At 70.9% G+C, this 23,064-nt stretch carries 20 protein-coding genes, 1 tRNA gene, 1 pseudogene and 1 riboswitch; of the genes and pseudogenes, 12 read left to right on the top strand and 10 right to left on the bottom strand.

Annotation, left to right across the window (positions count from 1 at the left end; genetic code table 11):
- Window positions 1–4: 4 nt before the first annotated feature.
- The 4 genes from HCK04_RS21595 to HCK04_RS21580 form a co-directional block, all read right to left on the bottom strand.
- Window positions 5–1,345, bottom strand: a complete 1,341-nt coding sequence (locus tag HCK04_RS21595; protein ID WP_142649182.1) for a cytosine permease — start codon at window positions 1,343–1,345, stop codon at window positions 5–7.
- Window positions 1,336–1,452: riboswitch (TPP riboswitch) on the bottom strand. (Overlaps the previous gene by 10 nt.)
- Window positions 1,453–1,713: 261 nt before the next feature.
- Entirely contained in the window at window positions 1,714–2,037 is a 324-nt protein-coding gene (locus HCK04_RS21590) for a rhodanese-like domain-containing protein (protein ID WP_142649181.1), read from the bottom strand.
- A gap of 74 nt (window positions 2,038–2,111) precedes the next feature.
- Window positions 2,112–2,990, bottom strand: coding sequence for a DNA-formamidopyrimidine glycosylase family protein (locus HCK04_RS21585; RefSeq protein ID WP_142649180.1), 879 nt, complete (start codon window positions 2,988–2,990; stop codon window positions 2,112–2,114).
- Window positions 2,991–3,012: 22 nt separating this feature from the next.
- A complete protein-coding gene (locus tag HCK04_RS21580; RefSeq protein ID WP_142649179.1) occupies window positions 3,013–3,618 on the bottom strand; it encodes a TenA family protein in 606 nt (201 codons plus the stop codon).
- 42 nt (window positions 3,619–3,660) lie between these two features.
- Between HCK04_RS21580 and HCK04_RS21575 the strand changes: the two genes are divergently transcribed.
- Window positions 3,661–4,314: a GPP34 family phosphoprotein gene (locus HCK04_RS21575; RefSeq protein ID WP_142649178.1), complete on the top strand. Its 654-nt coding sequence runs from the start codon at window positions 3,661–3,663 to the stop codon at window positions 4,312–4,314.
- A gap of 182 nt (window positions 4,315–4,496) precedes the next feature.
- Here HCK04_RS21575 and tnpA read toward each other — a convergent pair.
- Window positions 4,497–4,778: pseudogene (tnpA, locus tag HCK04_RS41330) on the bottom strand (IS200/IS605 family transposase); the annotation flags it as partial.
- Between the two features lie 174 nt (window positions 4,779–4,952).
- The gene (locus tag HCK04_RS21565) at window positions 4,953–6,062 is read right to left on the bottom strand and encodes an LCP family protein (RefSeq protein WP_260617360.1); all 1,110 of its coding nucleotides are present in this window, start codon (window positions 6,060–6,062) and stop codon (window positions 4,953–4,955) included.
- A 413-nt stretch (window positions 6,063–6,475) separates the two neighbouring features.
- Here HCK04_RS21565 and HCK04_RS21560 point away from each other — a divergent pair, with 413 nt between their 5' ends.
- Window positions 6,476–7,966, top strand: coding sequence for a hemolysin family protein (locus tag HCK04_RS21560; protein ID WP_142649177.1), 1,491 nt, complete (start codon window positions 6,476–6,478; stop codon window positions 7,964–7,966).
- Entirely contained in the window at window positions 7,963–8,967 is a 1,005-nt protein-coding gene (locus tag HCK04_RS21555; protein ID WP_142649176.1) for a hemolysin family protein, read from the top strand. The genes HCK04_RS21560 and HCK04_RS21555 overlap by 4 nt, the downstream gene beginning before the upstream one ends.
- 766 nt (window positions 8,968–9,733) lie before the next feature.
- Here the strand turns inward: HCK04_RS21555 and HCK04_RS21550 are convergent.
- Window positions 9,734–9,816, bottom strand: a tRNA-Leu gene (locus HCK04_RS21550).
- Window positions 9,817–9,973: 157 nt separating this feature from the next.
- Between HCK04_RS21550 and HCK04_RS21545 the strand changes: the two genes are divergently transcribed.
- From HCK04_RS21545 to pknB, 7 genes are all read left to right on the top strand, one after another.
- Entirely contained in the window at window positions 9,974–10,714 is a 741-nt protein-coding gene (locus HCK04_RS21545; RefSeq protein WP_079313435.1) for a DUF3662 and FHA domain-containing protein, read from the top strand.
- Window positions 10,715–10,731: 17 nt separating this feature from the next.
- Complete coding sequence (locus HCK04_RS21540) at window positions 10,732–11,196, top strand: FHA domain-containing protein (RefSeq protein ID WP_142619148.1); 465 nt, start codon at window positions 10,732–10,734, stop codon at window positions 11,194–11,196.
- Entirely contained in the window at window positions 11,193–12,467 is a 1,275-nt protein-coding gene (locus HCK04_RS21535; RefSeq protein ID WP_142649175.1) for a Stp1/IreP family PP2C-type Ser/Thr phosphatase, read from the top strand. Before HCK04_RS21540 ends, HCK04_RS21535 begins: the two co-directional genes overlap by 4 nt.
- A gap of 26 nt (window positions 12,468–12,493) precedes the next feature.
- On the top strand, window positions 12,494–13,840 hold the full coding sequence (locus HCK04_RS21530; RefSeq protein WP_142649174.1) for an FtsW/RodA/SpoVE family cell cycle protein: 1,347 nt from the start codon (window positions 12,494–12,496) through the stop codon (window positions 13,838–13,840).
- Complete coding sequence (locus tag HCK04_RS21525; RefSeq protein WP_142649173.1) at window positions 13,837–15,297, top strand: penicillin-binding transpeptidase domain-containing protein; 1,461 nt, start codon at window positions 13,837–13,839, stop codon at window positions 15,295–15,297. Before HCK04_RS21530 ends, HCK04_RS21525 begins: the two co-directional genes overlap by 4 nt.
- A gap of 7 nt (window positions 15,298–15,304) precedes the next feature.
- Window positions 15,305–16,858, top strand: coding sequence for a serine/threonine-protein kinase (locus HCK04_RS21520; protein WP_142649172.1), 1,554 nt, complete (start codon window positions 15,305–15,307; stop codon window positions 16,856–16,858).
- Window positions 16,859–16,925: 67 nt separating this feature from the next.
- On the top strand, window positions 16,926–18,848 hold the full coding sequence (gene pknB, locus HCK04_RS21515) for a Stk1 family PASTA domain-containing Ser/Thr kinase (RefSeq protein WP_142649171.1): 1,923 nt from the start codon (window positions 16,926–16,928) through the stop codon (window positions 18,846–18,848).
- A 429-nt stretch (window positions 18,849–19,277) separates the two neighbouring features.
- Here pknB and HCK04_RS21510 read toward each other — a convergent pair whose 3' ends face one another.
- Window positions 19,278–19,856, bottom strand: coding sequence for a gamma-glutamyl-gamma-aminobutyrate hydrolase family protein (locus HCK04_RS21510; RefSeq protein ID WP_142649170.1), 579 nt, complete (start codon window positions 19,854–19,856; stop codon window positions 19,278–19,280).
- A gap of 195 nt (window positions 19,857–20,051) precedes the next feature.
- On the opposite strand from HCK04_RS21510, the gene HCK04_RS21505 reads away from it, so the two are divergent.
- The gene (locus HCK04_RS21505) at window positions 20,052–20,297 is read left to right on the top strand and encodes a cell division protein CrgA (protein WP_142619141.1); all 246 of its coding nucleotides are present in this window, start codon (window positions 20,052–20,054) and stop codon (window positions 20,295–20,297) included.
- Between the two features lie 278 nt (window positions 20,298–20,575).
- Here HCK04_RS21505 and HCK04_RS21495 read toward each other — a convergent pair whose 3' ends face one another.
- Window positions 20,576–21,310: an SDR family oxidoreductase gene (locus HCK04_RS21495; RefSeq protein WP_142649169.1), complete on the bottom strand. Its 735-nt coding sequence runs from the start codon at window positions 21,308–21,310 to the stop codon at window positions 20,576–20,578.
- 118 nt (window positions 21,311–21,428) lie between these two features.
- Here HCK04_RS21495 and HCK04_RS21490 point away from each other — a divergent pair, with 118 nt between their 5' ends.
- Window positions 21,429–22,142, top strand: a complete 714-nt coding sequence (locus tag HCK04_RS21490) for a TetR/AcrR family transcriptional regulator (protein ID WP_142649168.1) — start codon at window positions 21,429–21,431, stop codon at window positions 22,140–22,142.
- Here the strand turns inward: HCK04_RS21490 and HCK04_RS21485 are convergent.
- Window positions 22,135–22,998: a rhomboid family intramembrane serine protease gene (locus tag HCK04_RS21485; protein ID WP_142649167.1), complete on the bottom strand. Its 864-nt coding sequence runs from the start codon at window positions 22,996–22,998 to the stop codon at window positions 22,135–22,137. The genes HCK04_RS21490 and HCK04_RS21485 overlap by 8 nt on opposite strands.
- Window positions 22,999–23,064: the final 66 nt, after the last annotated feature.

Below are 23,064 nucleotides of genomic sequence, written 5' to 3'. Positions count from 1 at the left end.
GCGCTCAGCGGCGAGACCGCAGGCGGCGGCCCGGGAGAGACAGCACGACGGTCGCCAGCCCGGCGACGAGGAACGCGGCGAGCGCGGCGTTCATCCAGGGCTGGTGGACGAACCCGATGGCGTCGCGGACCCTGGTCCAGATCCCGTCCCACCAGGCGACGGTCGGGGTGGAGGTCACGATCCAGTACGCCGCGAACCCGAGCACCCACGGCACGACCATGAGCCAGCGCGAGGGGGCGTCCTCGGCCGTGTTCCACCGGCCCCTGCCGCCGAGCAGGAAGTAGTCCACCACGAGCACGGAGAACATCGGCACGAACACCGCGCCGATCACGCTCAGGAACGCGCCGTAGGAGTTCACGTCGGCGAACAGCGCGATCAGCGTGGTGAGCACCCCGATCACGACCGAGATCACCCGGCGGTCCCAGCGCGGCGCGAGGTTCTGGATCGACACCGTCGTCGAGTAGACGTTCGCGAACGACTGGTCGGCCTCGCGCAGCACCAGGATGCCGAAGAACACGACTCCGAGAGGAGCGGCCACGAACGGGTCCCACACCTTGTCGCCGTCGTTGCCGACCAGGGCGAGCGCGGCGATGCCGAGGGCCAGGCAGGCCACCTGGGCGATCGTGTATCCGGCGACCACGCCGGTGAACGCCGCGCCGCTCGACCGCGAGTGCCTGGCGTAGTCGGCGGCCATCGGCACCCACGACACCGACAGCGCGATGACGTAGTCGACGGCGGGGGCGAAGGCGTCCCAGGAGCCACCCCCCACGGACGGCCCCTGCCGGAACAGGGCGATCGACAGCCAGATCATCGCGATCACCACGCCGGCGGTGACGTAGCGCCGCAGCAGCCGCAGCGCGCCGAGCGGCCGGATCGTCAGCGCGATCGTCAGCACGCCCGCCGCCACCGCCCACACCGCGTACGGCACCGCCGTGCCGAACAGCGCCTGCGCGCCGTTGGCGATGACCCACAGCTCGAAGGCGCCCCAGCCGAGCATCTGGATGATGTTCAGCACGGTCGGGATGTACGACAGCCGGGCCCCGAACAGACCCCGCAGCAGCACCATGGCGGGCCGCCCGGTGTGTACGCCGGGGATCGCGGCCAGGCCGACCATCGCCGTGCCGAGCAGGCTGCCGACGACGGCGGCGAGCACCGCCGCGGTGAACGTGAGCGGCTTGCCGCCCAGCGGGTCGAGCAGGAACAACGCCCCCGAGAAGCCGAGAAGGCTGACCCCGAGGTTGGCCCAGAACGCGCCCTGGTCGAGCAGCCCCAGGGTCCTCGGAGCCTCCTCGTCCAGAGTGAGGGGAACCTCCGCGTGCGCGTCGTCGACGACGGCAGAAGTCATCACACGCTCCCTACGCCGGCATTATCCGGACAGGTTCATGCGGTCGGCGGCACGAGTTCGATCCGCCCTCTCAGCCCGGTTTCGCCCGAGCTCCCGCGAGTTATTGATGATGTCTTGGGGATTATGACACTTATTTGACCGTTTTCCTACGCCACCCCCGCCCGTACGCGGTCGACGCCCGCGTCCGTGCACAAGCCACGCCCGCGCTCCCCACGCGACCGCCGCCGCCGTACGCGAGCGATACGCCCCGTGTCCACGCGACCGCAGCGCACCGTGTCCAAGCGACCGCCGCGCACCGTGTCCAAGCGACCGCCGCCCCGTCCGTACGCGATCGCCGCCCAGTCCCCAGACGACCGCCGTTTCCGTCGCTACGCGACGTAGGGCGTCTCTCCCGTCTCGCTCACCATGGGACGCCCGACCGCGGCCCAGGACCGCATGCCGCCGTCCACGTTCACGGCGTCGCGGCCGATGTGGTTGAGCCACATCGCGGCGTGCGCCGACCGGCCGCCGACTCGGCAGACCACGTACACCGGCCGGTCGTGCGGCACCTCATCCACCCGCGCCTGCAGCTCGCCGAGCGGGATGTGGACGGCGCCGGGCGCGTGGCCCGCCACCCACTCGTCTTTTTCGCGGACGTCCAGCAGGTACGCGTCCTCGGGCAGTGCCTCGGGGGCGATTTCCGGCAAAGTCATGCGCCCATTCTGACGGCACACCACCGATGCCCGGGCCCGTGCGGCGAGCTGTGACCCACGGTGATCCGCGGGCGCTACTTGAGCAGGCGCGACAACCGGCGGTCGGCCAGCGGCTTGCCGCCGGTCTGGCAGGTCGGGCAATACTGCAGCGACGAGTCGGCGAACGACACCTCCCTGATCGTGTCGCCGCACACCTCGCACGCCTCGCCCGTGCGGCCGTGCACGCGCAGGCCCGACTTCTTCTCCGACTTGAGGTCCTTGGCCGCCAGCCCCCTGGCCCGCCCGACGGCGTCGCGCAACGTGCTCACGATCGCGTCGTGCAGGTCGGCGACCTGGCCGTCGGTCAGCGTTCCGGCGATCTTGAAGGGGGACATCTTCGCGACGTGCAGCACCTCGTCGGAGTAGGCGTTGCCGATGCCCGCGATCACCTTCTGGTCGCGCAGCAGGCCCTTGATCTGCGTACGGCTGCCGCTCACGATCGTCTTGAGCAGGTCGGGCGTGAAGTCCTCCGACAGCGGGTCGGGTCCGAGGCCGGCGATGCCGGGAACGTCCTGGGGATCGCGCACCACGTAGACGGCCAGGCGTTTCTGTGTGCCCGCCTCGGTCAGCTCGAACCCGGGGGCGCGGCCGTCCTCGCCTGGTGACAGCCGCACCCGGACGGCGAGCGGGCCCTTGCCCGGCCGCACCGGTTTGGCGCCGGTGAGGTCGTCACGCCAGCGCAGCCAGCCGCCGCGGGCCAGATGGGTGACGAAGTGCAGGCCGTCGCAGTCGACGTCGAGGAACTTGCCGTGCCGCGCCACGCCGGTGACGAGCAGCCCGGCGAGCGCGGTGACAGGGGGATCGACGGTCTTGAGCGCCTGGAAGGCGGTCACGTCGACCCCGATGACGGCACGGCCGACGGAGTGCTCGCGGAGGAACTCGGCGAGCGCCTCGACCTCGGGCAGCTCCGGCATGCCCTCACACTAACCCCGCCCCTCAGGGCACGTCCCAGAACGCGAGCTCGTGCTCCATCCCGCGGACGAACAGCTCCCGGGCGCGCGCCGGGTCAGGCGCCGCCTCGTCGATCATCGTCCCGATGCGCGCGGCCAGGGCCGCGAACCCGGGATCGGCGTAGGTGTCCACCCAGGCGCGGTAGCGCGGCTCGGCCGGCGGGTCGGCGGCCAGGATCTTGCCGAGCGTCGAGTAGCCCCACATGCAGGGATAGAGGGCCGCCAGCCCCTCGCCGTAGTTCGCCGCCGACTCCAGCAGGAACGACGTGTACGCCGCGCAGGCCGGCCCCTTCACCGCGCCGTCGAGGTCGGCGCCGAACCCGGCCGCCAGCGACCGGTGCAGGTCGAGCTCGTCGTGCCAGGTCGCGTACGCCAGGTCGACCAGGTCGCCGAGGTGGGCGTCCGGAGCCTGCCAGGCCAGCCGCGAGAACACCCGGACGTAGTCGAGCAGGAACAGGTAGTCCTGCTCCAGCCATGACCGGAAAACCGTCTCGGGCAGGTCGCCCGCCGCGATGCCGCGTACGGTCGGGTGCGCGAGCTGGGCGTCCAGCATCGGCCGCCCGATGGCGTGCAGGTCAGCAGAGATTCCCATAAGGGCTCATTGTGACCTTAATCCGGAGCTAGGCTCGACTCCGTGACACTGACGATCGCCGAGGAAGTGGTGTTGCTGGCCTACCGGGAGGACACCGGGAAGCCGATCATCGGCTCGGTGGAGCTCGACTGCGCCCTGGCCGGGGCCCTGCTCGCGGAGCTGGCCGTACGCCGCCGGGTGGACCTCGACGGCACGAAGGTCGTGCCCGTCGATCCCACCCCGATGGGCGATGACGAGCTGGACGCCGCGCTCACCCGCATCGCCGAGGAGCGCCGTCCGCACAAGGCCGACTGGTGGGTGGGCAAGCTCCGCGCCGACAGGCTGCGCAAGCGGCTGCTGACCCGCCTGGCCGCCCGGGGCGTGCTGAGCGAGCAGGCGGGCAGGATCTTGGGGATCTTCCCCACCACGCGCTATCCCGAGCTCGACCCGAGCCACGAGCAGGGCGTACGAGATCGCGTCGAGAGCGTGCTGGCCGGCGCCGAGCCGGACGAGCGGACGGCGGTCCTGATCGCGGTCGTCCACGCGGCCAAGCTCGACCGCAAGGCCTTCCCCGGCGCGCCGAAGGGCCGGGTCAAGGAGATCGCCGAGGGCCAGTGGACCGCCGAGGCCGTCCGCAAGACGATCGCCTCGATCCACGCCGCCGTGATCGCGGCCACGACCGCCGCGACGGCCGCCGCCACCGCCTCCGGGAGCTGACCCCCTCGGCCTCCTGACCTCCTGATGCCGGCCCCTGCCGCTCTCGCCGCTCGCGCGAGCGGGGTCCGCTACCGGATTCGCCCGCAGTGCTCCGGCCTTCGGGCCGGGGGTGAAGCGGACCCTCCCGTGTAGCGGGGCAGGGAAAGCTGGAGCGCTCCCGGGCGATCCAGCGTCTGCCCGGCTCAGACCGGGCGGTTCTGCCGCTCGATGTACTGCCGCAGGACACTGACCGGCGTGCCGCCTGCCGATCCGGCGAAGTAGGAACCCGACCACAGCTTGTTCGCCCGATAGTAGTGACGGGCCAGTTCGGGGAACTCCTGTCGCAGCCGCCGAAAGGACACCCCCTTTTTCAGTGAATTGACCAGGCGGGACAGCGCGGCCTTCGGCGGGAAGTTCACCAGCAGGTGGACGTGGGTGGGCTCGCCGTTAGACCCGGCCGGCTCGCACTCGGCGTCCGCGCACACCATCTCCCTGGCGCAACGTCCTCGCCGCCGGACGGGCGGAGAGGCTAAACGCCTGCGGAGGGACCGTAAGACCCGCCGCCCAGCGGAGGGCAGGACCCGGTGAAACAGGAAGCCACAGAGGTGCCGCATGACGCGGCACGGGCTGAATCCCCGGCCTTCAGGCCGGGGAGCGCGTCAATTGGTGATGACGTCCTTGGGCACCTGCTTGTCGGCGGCGAGCGCCTCGAACAGGCGCAGCGCCTTCTGGGTGTCCCACTTGACCACCGCCTGGCCGCCGATCGTCGGCAGCGAGCCGATCGGCACGGCGGTGGCGAGCGGCCCCTCGCGCATGGCCAGGCCGACCGACAGCAGGTCGAACAGGCCGGTGCCGGGGTCGACGGCCACCGAGTCGGCCGCGCTCAGCGCCAGCGGGATCGAGGTGAACGGGTTGATCAGCGTGCCCGGGCTCGCGGCCTTCTGGACGACGGCCGAGAAGAACTGACGCTGCCGCTGGGTGCGCTCGAAGTCCGGGATGGCGCCGGTGGCCCGGGTGCGGACATAGCCGAGCGCGGTGCCGCCGTCCATGTCCTGGCAGCCCTTCTTCAGGTTGATCCCGGCCTTGGGGTCCTTGATGTCCTGCTTCACGCAGATGTTGACCCCGCCGACCGCGTCCACGATGCCGACGAAACCGCCGAAGCCGATCTCCATGTAGTGGTCGATCCGGATGCCGGTCACCCGCTCGACCGTCTTGGTCAGCAGCTTCGGCCCGCCGAAGGCGTACGCCGCGTTCAGCTTGGTGCTGCCGTGCCCCTCGATCGGGACGTACGAGTCGCGGGGCAGGCTGACCAGGGTCGGCCGGCCGCTCTCGGGGATGTGCAGCAGCATCATCGTGTCGGTGCGCTTGCCGACCGCCTTTCCGGTGGCCAGTTTCTTGCGCTGCGCGGCCGTCAGGCCCGCCCGGCTGTCGGATCCGACCAGCAGCCAGTCCTGGCCCGGCGTCTCTGCGGGCCGTCCGTCGTAGTCGGTCAGCGACTCGACCGGCTTCAGCCGGGAGCCGATCCAGAAATATCCGGCGACGGCGGCGACGAGCAGGAGCACGACCACGATGACGATGACCCGCAGGACGATCCTGCCGGTCCGGCGCGGCCCGCGTCCGCCGCCGCGTACGGAACCGTCGCGGCCCGTCGGACCGCCGCCACCGCCGTGCGGCGAGCCCACCTGGTCCGCGGCCTCGTGCCTGCTCCCGCCGAGCGGACGGACCGGACTGCTGCCGGAGCGCGGCTTGCCGTACACCTTGGACCGCACGCGGGGGACCGTGTCCTCCCTGCCGGAGCCGGAGCCCGCCGATGCGGCCGGCTGAGGACGGCCGGGAGAGGGCTGCGCTGCCGGCTGGGCCGCCGGCTGGGCCGCGGGTGGTCCGGCCGGACGCCGGTACGCACGGGTCGCCTCGTTCTCGTCGGCCACGTGAACCCCCAGCCCTCAACATGCTTGCGACTGCTTTGTCGGCATCGGCGGAAGTCTTTGCCGATGCGCCCCCATCTTCACGGTACCCAGACGGCTTCTAAGCAGTCGGTAAAGGCTGCCGGGAAACACAGGAGAGATTCCAGCCGTTACGGTGGTATACCACTACACGAAAGGATCGTCGTGTCCGTTCCGGACCCCTGGAGTACCTGCCCGTGCACAGGCACGGGATCTCATGATCGCATGGCGAGCGCCCGATGAGCGCCGCTTTGGGCCTCCTGGCCGTTCTCCTTCTGACCCTGGCCACCGGATTCTTCGTGGCGCAGGAGTTCGCATTCGTCGCCGCGGACCGCGGCACTCTCCGTGAGCAGGCGTCGGCCGGTGACGCCGCGGCGCGCCGGGCGCTCGACATCACCGGACGCCTGTCGTTCATGCTCTCCGGCGCACAGCTCGGGATCACCGTCACCACCCTGCTGGTGGGCTTCATCGCCCAGCCGGCGATCGCCGACCTGCTACGCGGCCCCCTGGAGGCCGCCGGGCTGCCCGGCTCGGCCGTTCCGGGTGTGGCGGTGGCCCTCGGGGTCGCGATCGCCACGGTCGTGCAGATGATCCTCGGCGAGCTGGCCCCCAAGAACCTCGGCATCGCGCGGCCCAACGACGTCGCGAAGTTCCTCTCCCGCCCGACGCACGTCTATCTCGTGGTCGCCGGGCCGCTGATCCGCCTGTTCGACGCCGCCGCCACCCGGCTCGTGCGCCTGTTCGGCATCGAGCCCGTCGAGGAGCTCGAACACGGCGCGACCCCCGAGGAGCTGTCGCGCATCGTGACCGAGTCGGCCGCGGCCGGCGAACTGCCGCCCCGGCTCGCCGACATGCTGGAGCGGGCGCTGGAGTTCGGCGACCGCACCGCCGAGGACGTCATGGTCCCCCGTCCGCGTGTGGTCTCGCTGCGCGCCGAGTGGCCGATCGGCGAGTTCCTCGACGCCCTGCGCACCCACGGCCACTCCCGCTATCCGGTGCTGGGCACCGACGCCGACGACGTCGTCGGGGTGGCCGGGCTGCCCGAATATCTGAAGGCGGGCTGTCCCTCCGACGGGCTCGTCGGCGGCATCACCCACGCGCCGCTGCTCGTCCCCGCGACGCTGCCGCTGCCCGAGCTGCTGCGGCGGATGACCTCCTCGGGTGAGACGTTCACCTGCGTGATCGACGAGTACGGCGGCCTGGCCGGCGTCGTGACGCTGGAGGACCTGGCCGAGGAGCTCGTCGGCGAGCTGGTGGACGAGAACGACCCCGAACCCCTCGGCGTCGTACGGCAGGGCGAGGGCGTCTGGGACGTGCCGGGCACCCTCCGCCTCGACGAGGTCGAGCGCGCCACCCACATCCGGCTGCCCGAGAGCGAGGACTACGAGACCGTGGCCGGGCTCGTCCTCGCGCTCCTCGGCCGGATGGCCGAGCCGGGCGACCGGGTCGTCTCCCCGCTCGTCCCCGAGCCCCATCTCTTCGACGACGAGGGCGACGAGGCCGAGCGGGCCGTGCTCACGGTCCTGAGCGTGCGCCGCCGCGTCCCCGAGTGGGTGCGGGTGTCGACGGAGACGTCGGCGGACGCGCAGGCCCAGGAGTCCGCGGACGCGGATGCGGACGCCGGTGAGCCGCCCGGCCGGGAGAAGACCCGCGCTGCGGCCCGCGGCTCGGGCGGCGTCGACTACGCCACCGAGCTGTTCTCCGCGCTGTTCCAGGGCAGGCCCGCATGAGCGCTCTCACCGGTGTTCTGCTCGGCGTCGTCCTGCTCGCCGTCAACGGGTTCTTCGTCGCGGCCGAGTTCGCCCTGGTCTCCGCCCGCCGCCACCGGCTGGAGGAGATCGCCGTCAGCGGCGGCCGGATGGCCAAAATCACGGCCCGCGCCGCGGTCAGGGGCGGGCGCGAGCTGTCGCTCATGCTCGCCGGGGCTCAGCTCGGCATCACGCTGGCCTCCCTGGGCCTCGGCATGGTCGCCGAGCCCGCCATCGAGCACCTCCTGGAGCCCGTCCTCACGCTGCTGCCCGAGTCGCTGCGCACCCCCGTGGCGTACGTCGTGGCGCTCGCCCTGGTGACGTTCCTCCACATGGTCGTCGGCGAGATGGCGCCCAAGTCGCTGGCGCTCACGCACCCCGAGCGCGCCGCGATGGGGCTGGCGCTGCCGTTCCGCGGCTTCGCCTGGGTCGTCCGCCCGATCCTGGCCCTGCTGAACGCGATGACCAACGGCATCCTGCGGCTGGCCGGCGTGCGGCCCCGCGACGAGCTGGCCACCACCCGCACCCCCCGCCAGCTCGCCATGCTGGTCGCGGAGTCGGGCCGGATGGGCATGCTCGACCGCGACGAGCACGACCTGCTCATCCGCGCGCTGCGGGTCCACTCCCAGCCGGTCGAGCGGCTGATGGTGCCCGTCGGCGAGGCGCTCTCAGTGCCCGAGAACGCCGATGACGTGCTCGTCCGCTGTACGGCCGCGCGCGGGGGCGGCCTGCGCATGCTGGTCGTCACCCCCGACGACGTGGTCGGCGTGCTCCACGTGCGCGACGCTGTCCTCCAGCCGGGGCGCAGGGCCGGCGAGCTGGCGATCCCCGTCCCCCGCATGGCGAAGGACACCACGATCTCCGACGCCGTGACCCTGCTGCAGGAGGCCCGCGCGCAGCTCGGGCTCGTCACCGACGCCGAGGGCACGCCCGTCGGTGTGATCGATCTCACCACTCTGGTCGGCGAGCTGCTCGCCGCCTGATTCGTGATTCGGCGCGGCGCGCCCACTCGTGTGAGCGGGCGCGCCGGGCCGGGACGGCACGCCCGTCGCGTGCTCGTCGGTGTCGGGCCGCTCGCGCACCAGGCGCAGCCCGGCCAGGTCGTCGGTTCGGCACGGCGCGGCCCGCTTCGTTGCGGCACGACCCGCTCTTGTGCGGCTCGGTCCCGCTTGTGGCGGCACGGGCGCTTTTGTGGCGGCACGGCCCTGCCCCCGCGCCCGCGACGTCGCCCGGCATCTCCCACCGCGAGACGTCCGCGCCCACGAACTGGGACAGAAGGTAAAGGTCGCTCCCTGCAAGCGCGGGGAAAGTGGTTTGAAAGCCGGTCTCCTGAGAATGTGCAGTGCGCGACGGAGGGGCCCCGATCTTCGGGGCCCTCGCCGCGACATCGCCAGGAGGGCCCGCGCCGTACGGGCCGGGACGGGAGGCCGGACGTGGACGCTTCGCTCGCGATCAGGCGAGGTGGCCCGTCCGCCCCGGGATCGCGGGGGGTGATCCCCTCCGGCGGTGCAAAGAAAAAGCCCCGCCGGGCGGAAGATTCTCCTCCTGCCGAGCGAGGTTGCTCACGTGTCCGAAGGTCCCAGGGAGCCGCCCGTCGGAGTGACATTCAGAAGAAGCCCCGCTGGGCTGCTGACACCCGAGGTGGCCCGTCTGGCCGGGGGTTCCAGGGGGTTGTCCCCCTGGGCGGCACAAAGAGAAAGCCTCGCGGGAAGGAAGCTTCGCTTCCGACCAGACGAGGCTGCTTTCTCGTGGGCAAGGGGGGAGTTGAACCCCCACGTCCTCTCGGACACACGGACCTGAACCGTGCGCGTCTGCCATTCCGCCACTTGCCCTTGCGGTTGGCCCCCATCTCTGGGTGCCTGGAAAGGTTAGCACGTATCCGCCCGTGCTTACGAACCCGGATACGATCCTTCTAAACGACGATGCGAAGGAGCTCAGTGCAGCACCGGAGCGATCGCGACCGTAGTGGCATTGGAAGGGAGGGATCCGGTGGGAGTCCTTCAGCGCTTCGAGCGCCGGCTCGAAGGGTTGGTTGAAGGGGCCTTCGCGCGGGCGTTCAAGTCTGATCTCCAGCCGGTCGAGGTTGCCAGCGCCGTGCAGAGGGAGATGGACGAGCGCGCCGCGATCGTCGCTCAGGGTCGCACGCTCGTGCCGAACGACTTCGTGGTGGAGCTGTCGACGACCGACAGCGAACGGCTGGAGGTGTACGCCGACAGCATCAGCCACGAGCTCGCCACTCTCGCCCGTGAGTACGCCAAGGAACAGGGCTACTCGTTCGTCGGGCCGGTGCGGGTGCGTTTCGAGACCGCAGACGACCTCGCCGTCGGGCTCTTCCGCATCCGTTCGGGTGTGATCAGGGGCGCGACGGTGGAGCAGGACGAGATCCGTCAGCCCCCGAGCGACCTGCCCGCCAGCCGTCCCAGCGCGTTCCAGGGCCGCCCCCGGCTGCTCGTCTCCACCCAGGACGACCCCCAGGGCCAGCGGTCGTACGAACTGACCACACCGGTCACTTTGCTGGGCCGCGGGACCGATTGTGATCTTCGGCTGGTGGATCCGGGCGTATCACGGCATCATGCCGAGCTAAGAGTGGAAGGACCACAGGTCGTGCTCGTGGACCTGGGGTCGACCAACGGCACCTTCGTCAACGGCCAGCCGGTCCGCAGGATCGAGATGCAGGACGGGACGAGGGTGACGCTCGGCCGCACGACACTGGTGTTCAGGCGCGATTAGAGGTAGACAAACGGTCCATGTCCGAGCTAACGCTGCTGCTGATCCGGCTCGCCTTCCTGGCGGTGCTGTGGTTCTTCGTGATCGCCGCGGTCGGCGTCATCCGGACAGACCTGTTCGGTCCGCGTACGGCTCCCGCGCCCGCACGCAAACCGGTCAAGCAACCCCGATCGGTTTCCAAGCCCAAAAAGGGCGAACCCCGCCAGCTGATCGTCACCGGTGGCCCCCTGCAAGGGACCATCATCAACCTCACGGAGACGCCAATCACCATCGGCCGGGCGAACGACGCCACGCTGGTTCTCAGCGACGACTACGCTTCGAGCCGGCACGCCCGGCTCTTTCCTCAGGACGGCCAGTGGATCGTGGAGGATCTCGGCTCCACGAACGGCACGTACCTCGAACGCTCGAAAGTGACCCGCCCGACCCCGGTGCCCCTCGGAGTTCCGATCCGCATCGGCAAGACCGTCATCGAATTGCGCAAATGACCATCGCACTCCGCTACGCCGCTCGCTCGGACGTCGGGCTCCTCCGTGAAGGCAACGAGGACTCGGCGTACGCCAGCGGCCGCCTGCTGGCCGTCGCAGACGGCATGGGCGGGCATGCTCACGGCGAGGTGGCCAGTTCGGTCGCCATCGCCGCACTGTCGTCCCTCGACCGGGACGCCTTCGGCAGTGATCTGCTCAGCGCCATCGAGGCGGCGGTCCGGGACGCCAACCACCAGTTGCACGCGATGGTGGCCCGGGACCCCAGCCTCAAGGGCATGGGCACCACGCTCACCGCGATGCTCTGGAGCGGCTCGCGCTTCGCCCTGGTCCATGTGGGCGACTCCCGGGCGTACCTGCTCAGGAACGGCGAGCTGTACCAGATCACGCACGACCACACGCTGGTGCAGTCGCTGGTGGACGATGGGCGGATCACCCAGGAGGAGGCCGCCAACCATCCCCAGCGTTCGATACTGCTGCGCGCGCTGGACGGCAGCGGCGAGGTCGATCCCGACCTGCAGGACCGGGAGGCCCAGGTGGGCGACCGTTACCTGCTGTGCTCGGACGGTCTCTCCACCGTGGTCAGCGCCGAGACCCTGCACCACACCCTGAGCACGATCGACGATCCCGAGGATGTCGTCCGGCAGCTCATCGACCTCGCCAACCGGGGCGGCGGGCCGGACAACATCACCTGTGTGGTCGCCGACGTGATCGAGGTGGACGACGTGCAGCCGCCCGCGGGAACGGCGGCGGTCGTCGGCGCGGCCGGCTCCGGCCGGATCCGCTCGGCGCCGCCCGACACCCCCGCGGGCCGGGCCACGACCGTGACCGCGCCCCAACCCGTGATCATCGACGACGACCTGGACGACGAACCCGCGCGTGAGGCCCAGGCCTCCGCGCGGCGTTCGCGCAAGGGCCGATCGGGCCCGAAGGTGGCCGTCGGGGTGCTGGTCGTCGCCGCCGCGCTCGGGGCCGGGGGCTATTTCGGCTACCAGTGGACCCAGAGCCAGTTCTACATAGGCGCCAAGGGGGACGAGCTCGTCGTGTTCCAGGGCGTCGACGCGGAGGTCGGGCCGGTGTCCTTCAAGAAGGTCGCCTACACCGACCACGTACGCGTCTCGTCGCTGCCTGCGGTGCAACAGGACCAGGTCCGCAGCGGCATCCCGGTCGACGACCTGCAGGCAGGGATATCCAAGATCAAGAGCTTCGGCGACTCGGCGGCCCCCAAGGCGGACGCCGAGTCGACGCCGACCCCCACGAGGTCCAGTAAGTGACTGCTGTCGAAGCCACGCCCGTACCGATGACCGCGAAGAGGCGCGGCGCCCAGCTGGGCATGCTCGCCTTCGCCGTGCTGATCGTGATGGGCGCGTACGCCAGCGTCGGGCTCGGGATCAACGGCAAGGTCCCGTCCGGCATGCTCGGCTACGGCCTCGGCCTCGGCGGTCTGATGCTCGCGGCCTACCTGGTGCTGGCCAAGTGGGCACCCTGGGCCGATCCCCTTCTGCTTCCCCTCGTGACGCTGGTGAACGGCATCGGTCTGGTGATGATCTACCGGATCGAGCTGGCCGGGGAGCATCTCGCCTCGGCGGCGAACCAGCTCATGTGGACGGCGCTCGGCGTGGTGATGTTCTCCGCGACACTGATCGCGTTGAGGGACCACCGCGTCTTGCAGCGCTTCACCTACACCGCCGGCTTCGCCGGCATCGCGCTGCTGGTGCTGCCGATGCTGCCCTTCATCGGCAGGGAGATCAACGGCGCGCGCATCTGGGTCGGCATCGGCCCCTTCAGCATCCAGCCCGCCGAGTTCGCCAAGCTGGCCCTGGTCGTCTTCTTCGCGGGATATCTGGTCGCCAAGCGCGACGTGCTGGCTCTGGCGGGCCGCCGCCTGCTGTTCATCGACCTGCCCCGCGCCCGCGACCTCGGTCCCGTCCTCATCACCTGGGGAATCAGCCTCGGCGTCCTGGTGATGCAGAAGGACCTCGGCAGCTCGCTGCTGCTGTTCGGCGCGTTCGTCGCGATGCTCTACGTCGCGACCCAGCGCACCTCGTGGGTGCTCATCGGCATCCTGCTGTTCGTCGGCGGCGCCTTCCTCGCCGGGCAGATCTTCAGTCACGTCGAGGCCCGCTTCAACATCTGGCTGCACGCCGAGGACCCCGCGCTGTACGACGCGGGCGGCGGCAGTTTCCAGCTCATGCAGGGCATGTTCGCCATGGGCTCGGGCGGCATCCTCGGCACCGGCCTCGGGCAGGGGTACCCGTACAAGGTCCCGCTGTCGTTCTCCGACTTCATCTTCACGGCGACGGGCGAGGAACTCGGTCTCACCGGCCTGATGGCCATCCTCATGGTTTACGCGCTCATCGTCGAGCGGGGGCTGCGCACCGCGCTGGCCGCCCGCGACCCGTTCACCAAGCTGCTCGCGGGCGGCCTGTCGTTCATCCTCGCCTGGCAGATCTTCATCATCGTCGGCGGCGTGACCCGGCTGATCCCGCTGACCGGTCTCGTGACGCCGTTCATGTCCGCCGGAGGCTCGGCGCTGCTGGCCAACTGGATGCTCATCGCCCTGCTCGTACGGATGTCCGACGCGGCCCGCCGGCCGCCGCCGCAGGCGATCCAGGACGAGGGACTGACCCAGGTGATGCAGCGATGAACAGCCCGCTCAAGCGTGTCGCCGTGGCCTGCCTGCTCATGTTCGGCCTGCTCATGGCCAACGTGACCTACTTGGGCTCGGTGAAGGCCGAGGGCCTGCGCAACGACTCGCGCAACGTGCGCATGTTGTTCAACCGCTACAACATCGACCGGGGCTGGATCACGGCCGACAACGGCAAGACGACGCTGGCCAAGACGGTGGACACCGGCGACAAGCAGTTCCGGTTCGAGCGGGAGTATCCGCTCGGCAAGCCGTTCACGCACGTGGTCGGCTGGTTCGCGCCGGAGAGCGCCTCGGGCATCGAGGCCGCCATGAACCGCTACCTCGACGGCAGCCACCCCGACCTGGTGGTCCGCCGGGCCATCGACCTGGTCAGCGGCAAGCCGGCCAAGGGCGCGAGCGTCGACCTCACCCTGAACACCAAGGCCCAGGAGGTCGCGTACAAGGACCTGGCCGGCACCGGCAAGCGCGGCGCGGTCGTCGCGCTCGAACCGAAGACCGGCAAGATCCTGGCGATGGTGTCGGTGCCGTCGTACGACCCGAACCCGCTGGCCAAGGCGAACAAGGACACCGTCAACAAGGCCTACAACAAGCTGAACAAGGACGACAACAAGCCGCTGCTCAACCGGGCCATCAACCTGACGTTCGCCCCGGGGTCCACGTTCAAGACGGTCACCTCGGCGGCCTACCTCAGCGAGGACACCTCGCGCGACGAGAACACGCAGGTCGACGCGCCCGACGCGCTGCCGCTGCCGGGCACGAACATCTCGCTGCCCAACTATCACGGCGAGTCGTGCGGCGGCCGGGCGACGCTGGTGCAGGCGCTCACCATCTCCTGCAACACGCCGTTCGCGATCATGGGCATGGACGTCGGCTACGACAAGCTCAAGGAGCAGGCCGAGAAGTTCGGGGTCGGCCAGCCGCTGAAGATCCCCATGGAGGTCGCGCCCAGCGACATCGGCCCCGACGAGGGCAAGGCGGCTCTCGCCAAGACCGCGATCGGCCAGCAGAGCAACCAGATGACCCCGCTGCAGATGGCGATGGTCGCGGCCGGCATCGCCAACCAGGGCACGGTCATGAAGCCGTACCTGGTCAACAAGATCATGGGGCCGGACGGCGCGGAGATCGACGGGACCGACCCCGAGGAGCTGGACGAGGCCGTCACGCCCGAGGTGGCCGGCGAGCTGACCAAGATGATGATCAGCGTCGTGGAGCACGGCACCGGCGGCGCGGCCAGGATCCCCGGCATCACCGTGGCGGGCAAGACCGGCACGGCGGAGACCCTGCCGGGCAAGCCGTCGCACGCGTGGTTCATCTCCTTCGCCCCGGTGGGTGACGACCCGAAGGTCGCCGTGGCGGTCTTCGTGGAGTCGGGCAGCGCAGGCAACGACGCGACCGGCGGCGCGGTGGCCGCGCCGATCGCGCACGACGTCATGCAGGCGGTGCTCGGGCGGTGACCGACACATGACCGACACCGTGCTCGGTGGCCGATATCGGCTGATCTCCCCCATCGCCGCGGGCGGCATGGGCGAGGTCTGGCGGGCCGAGGACGAGCTGCTCGGCCGGGAGGTGGCGATCAAGCTGCTCGGCCGCCACGTCGCGGGCGACGCCACCTTCCGCGACCGGTTCCGCTCCGAGGCCAGGATCACCGCCGGCCTGACCGATCCGGGCATCGCCCAGGTCTTCGACTACGGCGAGAGCGACGGCCTGGCCTACCTCGTGATGGAGCTGGTGCGGGGCGAGCCGCTGTCGGCCATCCTCGCCCGCAACGGCGCGCTCGGCCCCGACGTCACGCTCGACGTCGTCGAGCAGACCGCCCGGGGCCTGTACGCGGCCCACCGGGCCGGTGTGATCCACCGCGACGTCAAGCCGGGCAACCTGCTCGTCACCGGGACCGGCCAGGTCAAGATCACCGACTTCGGCATCGCCCGTGCGCTGGAGGCCGCGCCGCTGACCGCGACCGGCACCATCCTCGGCACCGCCCAGTATGTGAGCCCGGAGCAGGCGTCCGGCACCACGCTCACCCCGGCGAGCGACATCTATTCGCTCGGGGTGGTGGCCTACGAGTGCCTCGCGGGCCGGCCGCCGTTCACGGCGGAGACCGCGGTGGCGCTCGCGCTGCGGCACCTCAACGACACGCCTCCGCCGCTGCCAGGAACGGTGCCCGCTCCGGTGGCGGCTCTCGTGACGGCCATGCTCGCCAAGGACCCCGCCACGCGGCCGGAGACGGGGCCGGTGCTCCTCGACAGGGTGCGGACGCTGCGCGACGCCCTCGCGGGCACGGGCCCCTCGACGGCGGCCCTCGGCTCGCTGACCGACCCCCAGGGCTTCCCGGCGGCGGGCGGCGCGGGCCGTACGACGCCTCCGGCCACGCCCGGCCTGACGGCGCCCCTGGGCGAGCCCGAGGGCGCCGGCACACCGCGTCCTGGAGCCACGGGCTCGCGTCCGGGCTCCGCCGCTCCGCGTTCCGGCTCCACCGCGCCGCTGGGCCCGGTCACGCCCGTGACGCGGAGGGCGCCCGCGGGCGCCCCCGCCGCCCGTACGCGACGCCCCGGCGGCCCCGAGGGAACCATGGGACCCACGGGACCCGTGGGCGGACGGCGCCGCCGGACGACCCTGCTTCTCGTGACGGCGGGCTGCGCCGCCGCGGTCGGCATCGGCGTTCTGGCCTTCACCGCGGCCCACACCGGCGAACCGCCGCAGGACCCCGGTCAGACGGTCGCGCCGCCCGCCTCACCGGCCCCCTCGCCGTCGCCGAAGCCGTCGTCGGCACGTTCGTACAGGTCAGAGATTCCACGGTCGCAAACGCCGACCACTCCGGCGGCGTCGGACGAGCCGAGCGCCGTTCCGTCGGCTACCGTAAGCACGTCGGCATCAACCCAGACGCCCACACCGGCTTCGTCCCCGACCTCGACCTCGACCCCTACTCCGACGTCCACCCCGGCCACGGAACCCAGTGAGACTCCGCCCCCTACGGAGGCCCCACCCGACACGAACCCTCCGGATGAGGGGGAGTGATGAGCACAGGGGTCGATGATGGAGACCGGTGGCACCCCACGATGAACGGCAAGGGACAGTGCAGGAAATGACTCAGCCACGACTTCTCGGCGGACGCTACGAGCTGGATGGCGTCGTGGGGCGTGGCGGCATGGCCGAGGTGTATCGCGCCCGGGACATCCGGCTGGACCGTGTCGTCGCCATCAAGACGCTCCGCTCCGATCTCGCCAGGGACCACACGTTCCAGGCGCGCTTCCGGCGTGAGGCGCAGTCGGCCGCCTCGCTCAACCACCCGTCGATCATCGCCGTGTACGACACCGGCGAGGACATGATGGACGGCACGCCGGTGCCGTACATCGTGATGGAGTTCGTGGACGGGCGGACGCTGCGCGACCTGCTGCGCGCGGACCGGCGGCTGCTGCCCGAGCGGGCCATGGAGCTGGTGGACGGCATCCTGCGGGCGCTCGACTACAGCCACCGGGGCGGCATCGTCCACCGGGACATCAAGCCGGCCAACATCATGTTGACGGTCAACGGCGAGGTCAAGGTCATGGACTTCGGCATCGCCCGGGCGATGGCCGACTCCGCCGCCACGATGACCCAGACCGCGCAGGTGATCGGCACCGCGCAGTACCTGTCCCCCGAGCAGGCCCGCGGCGAGCGCGTGGACGCCCGCAGCGACATCTACTCGACCGGCTGTGTGCTGTACGAGCTGCTCACCGGCCAGCCGCCCTTCACCGGGGACTCCCCCGTGGCGATCGCCTACCAGCACGTGCGGGAGGACCCCATCCCGCCGTCGCGGATCGACCCCGAGATCCCGCAGTGGGCCGACGCGATCGTGCTCAAGGCGATGGCCAAGGACCCGGTCCAGCGCTACCAGAGCGCCGCGGAGATGCGCGGCGACATCCAGCGGGCGCTGTCGGGCATGCCGGTCGACCCGCAGACGATGGCGATGGCCACCCAGCAGTACAACGGGTATGGCGGGGCCGACCGCACGCGGACGATGACCACGGCCGGCGGCGCGCCCATGACGCAGAGCACCCGCGCCATCCCCGACTACGAGTACGCCCGCGAGGAGCGCGGCGGCGGCCGATACGACGGACGGCGGCGCAGCGGCGGCGGCAACACCGCGCTGAAGACCGCCCTGTGGATCCTCATCCCGCTGGTGGTGATCGGCGCCATGATCGGCGTCGGCTACGCCTTCCTCGGGTCCGGCGGCTCCTCCGCCGCCGACCAGGTCCAGGTGCCGTCGGTGACGAACCAGACGAAGGCGGCGGCCAAGCAGGCGTTGGAGGCGGCCGGGTTCAAGGTCGCGTTCGGGCCGGAGGAGTTCAACGGCGACGTGCCCAAGGGCGCCGTCGTGAGCACCGACCCCGCCGGAGGTGAGCAGGCCGACCGCGGGGCCACGGTCACCGTCATCGTGTCCAAGGGCGAGGAGAAGGTCACCGTCCCGGACGACCTGATCGGCAAGTCGCCCGAGGAGGCCAGGGCCGAGCTGGAGGCGCTGGAGCTGAAGGTCAGCATCGTGCCGAAGGCCTCCGCCAAGGAGCAGGGCAAGGTCTTCGACAGCAACCCCAAGCCGGGCGAGAAGGTCGCGAAGGGCGCCCTGGTGCGGCTGTACGTGCCTCTGGAGATGACCGAGGTCCCGAGCGTCGTCGGCTACACGCTCGAGGACGCGACGCAGATGCTGAAGAGCGCCGGCTTCAAGGTCAAGACGTCGCCGCAACCGAGCGACGTGGTGGCCAAGGGCAACGTGATCGACCAGTCGCCGCAGGCGGGGGCCAAGGCTAACCCCAACACCACGATCACGCTGACGGTCTCCACCGGCCCGTCGCAGGAGCAGCCGCCGACCAACGACCAGCCCAACAGCGACCCGCCGTCGGACGACACCGGCGACGGCGGCGACACCGGGGACGGCGGCGGCGACCCCAACGACCCCAACAACGGGGACGGCGGCGGCGTCCAGATCGGCCCGCCCGGCGACGGCGGCGACAACCCGTTCGGCAACTAGCACGAGACGAGCGGACGGCGGTCACTGCGAGGCGGTGGCCGCCGTCGGCGTTTCGGCCAATGTGGCCCGGAAAGCGGCCCGGTGAGCGGCTGCCCGGCGTCGCTCAGCGGCCGGGGTCTTCCGCAGGACCATCGTTTCGGCGAGCGGCCCGGATCAGGCGCCGGCTCGGCGACCGGGGACCTTTCGCACGGGGATCAACGGCCCTGCGAGCGGCCTGGATGGGGCGTCGGCGTGGACGGGACCGCGGCCTCCCGGCGAGCGCGACCTCCCGGCGTCTCCGGTCACCTGGCCGACCTCTGCCGACGCCTGCCGACCCCTGCAGACCCTTGCCGGCCGTGGGAGAGGTGCCGGACACGAGGAAGGGCTTCCGCCACTCGGGGGCAATGGCGGAAGCCCTCACTCTTCTAGTCGTAACGAGAGCGGAAAGCGTTACACAATCTGCGCGAGCCAATTTTCGAGCAACCGATGACCATGCTCGGACACCACCGACTCGGGGTGGAACTGCACGCCCTCGATGGGGGCGTCGCGGTGGCGCAGGCCCATGATGACGCCGTCCGGGGTGGTGGCCGTCACCTCCAGCGTGTCCGGCACGGTGCCGGGGACCACGGCGAGCGAGTGGTAGCGCGTCATCGTGACCGGCGACGGCAGCTCCCGGAACACGCCCCGCCCGTCGTGGGAGATCAGGCTGGTGCGGCCGTGCATGAGCTCGGGCGCGCGGTCCACCGAGGCGCCGTACGCCACGGCGATGGCCTGATGACCGAGGCAGACCCCGAGCAGCGGCAGGCCGCGCCCGGCGCAGTGCCGTACGAGGGGCACGGACACCCCGGCGGCCTCCGGCGTGCCGGGTCCCGGCGACACGAGCACGGCGTCGAAGGCGTCGGCGTCGCCCACGGTGACGTGGTCGCGCGGCCGTACGTCGCAGTCCGCGCCCAGGCCGCGCAGGTACTGCACGATCGTGTGCACGAAGCTGTCGTGATTGTCGACCACGAGCACCCGGATCGGGCTCATAGCTGTCTCCCGCTTCGCCGGGGTGGCTGGGTGTGCCAAGCGGAAATCGGACTTTCAGCGTACGGCAATCCCGCATGGGGGATCGCCCGGCGGGGCCCGCGCCGACTATCCTTGCTCGGGACTTCACCGCCACAGCGATTACGCTATTGACACCAGCCCGCACGACCGCGCGGGTACCCACCAGGAGAAGCTCCCGTGCCCAAGTCGAAGACCCGCAAGAAGGCCGTATACACGCCGCCGCAGAAGGCGCAGACGGTGAAGGTCAGCCCCCGCTGGCTCGCCCCCGTCATGGTGGCCTGCTGGATCATCGGTATCGCCTGGATCGCGATCTACTACATCGCGCCGAGCGTTCCCGGTATCTCCGCTCTGGCGAACTGGAACCTGCTGATCGGTTTCGGACTCATCATCGTCGGCGTCGTACTGTCGACGAAGTGGCGTTAGGCCGCTTTCTTAAAATTCTTTCCACAGCCTTTATCCACAGCCTGTGGGCAGCAGAATGAGCGGCCCTCTGACGGGTTTGCGCCGGGCTCGGGCCGGGCGGTGAATTGCCCGGCCCGGCGCGGGAATCGTCAGCTCCGGCCGAGCATCTCGGCGGTGAGGATGTTCCCGCCGAGGCCCCAGCCGCCGTCAGGCACCTCTTCGAGCAGGACCAGGGTGGTCGCCCGGTGTTCTCGGACCGGAATGCGGCGGCGAGGTACGGCGGAGGACTGCGGCCGGGGTCAGACGATGCCGCCGTTCGCGCGCACGACCTGCCCGTTGACCCAGTGCCCCGCGGGGCTCGCCAGGAAGGCGACGACCTCCGCGATGTCCTCGGGGGTGCCGAGCCGTTCGAGCGGGGGCTGCTTGGCCATCCGCTCGATCGTGGCTTCGTCCTTGCCCTCGAAGAACAGCTCGGTGGCGGTCGGGCCGGGCGCCACCGCGTTGACCGTGATCTGCCGCCCTCGCAGCTCACGGGCGAGCACTAATGTCATCGCCTCGACAGCGCCCTTGCTGGCGACGTACGCCCCGTAGGCAGGCAGTTGCAGGCCGACGACGGACGTGGACATCGTGATGATCGTGCCGCCGTCGCGCACGCGGCGCGCCGCCTCCCGCGCGATGACGAAGGTGCCGCGGATGTTGGTGCGGTGCAGGGCGTCCAGATCGTCGAGATCGAGGTCGGCGATCGGGGACAGGGTCAGACGCCCCGCCGAGTTGACGACGACGTCGATCCCGCCGAACTCCTTCTCCGCCGCGTCGAACATCGCCGCGACCGCGTTCTCGTCCGCGACGTCGGCCTGGGCGGCGATCGCCCGGCCGCCGGCCGACGTGACGGCGTCGACCACCTCGGCCGCGGCCGAGGCCGCTCCCTGGTATCCCACGACGACGGCGAAGTCGCGCGCCGCCAGCGTCGTCGCGATCGCCCGGCCGATGCCGCGGGAGCCGCCGGTGACGACGGCCACGCGCTGAGCACTCATTGGAGACCCCCCCTTGGCTTCCAATATCATTGATAGGAGGTAGCCATATCGGCGTTACGAAGGCGACGTTAGCACGACCGCAATATCGGCGCTAGTAAAATTTCGTATCATCGATTACATGACAGGCGCGGACACCCTACATGCGGCGATGATCGAGGCCGCCGAGAAGCAACTGGCGACGTCCCCGGACAGCGACATCGCCACGCGGGCGGTCTGCGAGGCGGTCGGCGTGACCCAGCCCGTGCTCTACCGGCTGTTCGGCGACAAGCGAGGGCTCCTCGACGCCGTCGCCGACCACGGATACGAGCGCTACGCCGCGATCAAGGCCGCGCAGGAGCAGACGGCCGACCCGGTCGACGACCTCCGGGCCGGCTGGGACGGTCACATGGCGTTCGCACGGGAGAACCCCGCCCTCTATCGGCTCATGTTCACGCCCCGGCCATGGTCCCGGTCCACGGCTCGCGACCGGGTGTTCGAGCTGCTGGAGGCGACGCTCGTGCGGTGCGCGGCGATCGGCGCGCTGCGGGTGGATCCACCGGTCGCCGCCCGGCTGATCATGTCCGCGTGCGTCGGGACCGCCCTCGACCACCTCGCGAATCCGGAGCTCTTCGACGACCCCGCGCTGTCTCACCGCATGCGCGACGCCGTGTTCGCGCATGTGCTCACCGAGACGACCACGCGGGAGGACGCCGATCCCCTCCGCGAGGCCGCGCTGCGCCTGCGCGCGCAGCTCGACCTCGCCGGCACCGACGCCCTTGAGCCGGCCGAAACCGCCCTGCTGCGGCGCTGGCTCGACCGCATCACGCGGCCCGGCGCGGGAAGCGTCAGGTGAACGCGCCCTGCAGCAGCCCGTACGGCGGGAGCGTGGTGACGGTCAGGACCAGCGCCACCAGCACCGCGGCGGCGACCCCGGCCTGCACGAGGGTGCGGTTGCGCTGTGGCGCGTAGGCGAAGCCGGCGGCGATGATCGTGCCGGTCACGAGCCCGCCGAGATGGCCCTGCCAGCTGACGCCCGGCACGACGAACGTGATGACCACGTTGATGCCGATCAGCCACAGGACGCCGCGGGCGTCGTAGCCGAGCCTGCGGGCGACGACGAACAACGCGCCGAACAGGCCGTAGATGGCGCCGGAGGCGCCGACGGCCGACGTGCCGAACAGATAGATGGCGACCGAGCCGCCCAGCGCCGACAGCAGGTAGAGCGCCGCGAACCGGCCCGAGCCGAGCCTGCGCTCCAGCTCCGGGCCCAGCGCGTAGAGCGCCCACATGTTGAACAGGATGTGCCAGAACGACGGCGGCGGGGAGTGCAGGAAGGCGCTGGTGATCAGCCGCCACCACTCGCCCATGTGGACCCCGAGCGACCACATCGCGAACCGCTGGATGACCTCGTCCGGGCGCACGACCTCGGCCGCGTACGCGAGCACGTTGAGGATCAGCAGGGTCCACGTGACGCGGGGCGCGGCCACGGCGGCGCCGCCGAACGTCGCCTGGGCCTGCCGCACCTCGCGGTTGCCCTCGCGGACGCACTCGGGGCACTGGTGACCGACCGCCGCGTCGTGCATGCAGTCGGGGCAGATCGGGCGCTCGCAGCGCTGACAGCGGACGTAGGTCTCGCGGTCGGGGTGCCGATAGCAGGTGGGCACGGCTTGCGCCCCCGGCTGCGGGGGCGGCGGAGGCAGGGAGGTCATGGGGTCCTTCCTTGGCGGGTCCCTTGGTGGGGGCGCATCCACCAGCCAGCCTATAAGCCGGAGACG

The organism is Microbispora sp. CL1-1, from assembly GCF_012034195.1.
Classification (GTDB): Bacteria; Actinomycetota; Actinomycetes; order Streptosporangiales; family Streptosporangiaceae; genus Microbispora.
The sequence above is the reverse complement of the archived record's forward strand: the minus strand, read 5'-3'. Positions and strand labels throughout refer to the sequence as shown.

What these genes read in the sequence shown, in the direction of transcription:
- HCK04_RS21595 (WP_142649182.1), bottom strand. Translation starts at nt 1,345, where the DNA reads ATGACTTCTGCCGTCGTCGACGACGCGCACGCGGAGGTTCCCCTCACT.
- HCK04_RS21495 (WP_142649169.1), bottom strand. Translation starts at nt 21,310, where the DNA reads ATGAGTGCTCAGCGCGTGGCCGTCGTCACCGGCGGCTCCCGCGGCATC.
- HCK04_RS21525 (WP_142649173.1), top strand. Translation starts at nt 13,837, where the DNA reads ATGAACAGCCCGCTCAAGCGTGTCGCCGTGGCCTGCCTGCTCATGTTC.
- HCK04_RS21490 (WP_142649168.1), top strand. Translation starts at nt 21,429, where the DNA reads ATGACAGGCGCGGACACCCTACATGCGGCGATGATCGAGGCCGCCGAG.
- HCK04_RS21585 (WP_142649180.1), bottom strand. Translation starts at nt 2,990, where the DNA reads ATGCCGGAGCTGCCCGAGGTCGAGGCGCTCGCCGAGTTCCTCCGCGAG.
- HCK04_RS21580 (WP_142649179.1), bottom strand. Translation starts at nt 3,618, where the DNA reads ATGGGAATCTCTGCTGACCTGCACGCCATCGGGCGGCCGATGCTGGAC.
- HCK04_RS21535 (WP_142649175.1), top strand. Translation starts at nt 11,193, where the DNA reads ATGACCATCGCACTCCGCTACGCCGCTCGCTCGGACGTCGGGCTCCTC.
- HCK04_RS21530 (WP_142649174.1), top strand. Translation starts at nt 12,494, where the DNA reads ATGACCGCGAAGAGGCGCGGCGCCCAGCTGGGCATGCTCGCCTTCGCC.
- HCK04_RS21555 (WP_142649176.1), top strand. Translation starts at nt 7,963, where the DNA reads ATGAGCGCTCTCACCGGTGTTCTGCTCGGCGTCGTCCTGCTCGCCGTC.
- HCK04_RS21510 (WP_142649170.1), bottom strand. Translation starts at nt 19,856, where the DNA reads ATGAGCCCGATCCGGGTGCTCGTGGTCGACAATCACGACAGCTTCGTG.
- HCK04_RS21520 (WP_142649172.1), top strand. Translation starts at nt 15,305, where the DNA reads ATGACCGACACCGTGCTCGGTGGCCGATATCGGCTGATCTCCCCCATC.
- HCK04_RS21485 (WP_142649167.1), bottom strand. Translation starts at nt 22,998, where the DNA reads ATGACCTCCCTGCCTCCGCCGCCCCCGCAGCCGGGGGCGCAAGCCGTG.
- HCK04_RS21560 (WP_142649177.1), top strand. Translation starts at nt 6,476, where the DNA reads ATGAGCGCCGCTTTGGGCCTCCTGGCCGTTCTCCTTCTGACCCTGGCC.
- pknB (WP_142649171.1), top strand. Translation starts at nt 16,926, where the DNA reads ATGACTCAGCCACGACTTCTCGGCGGACGCTACGAGCTGGATGGCGTC.
- HCK04_RS21590 (WP_142649181.1), bottom strand. Translation starts at nt 2,037, where the DNA reads ATGACTTTGCCGGAAATCGCCCCCGAGGCACTGCCCGAGGACGCGTAC.
- HCK04_RS21540 (WP_142619148.1), top strand. Translation starts at nt 10,732, where the DNA reads ATGTCCGAGCTAACGCTGCTGCTGATCCGGCTCGCCTTCCTGGCGGTG.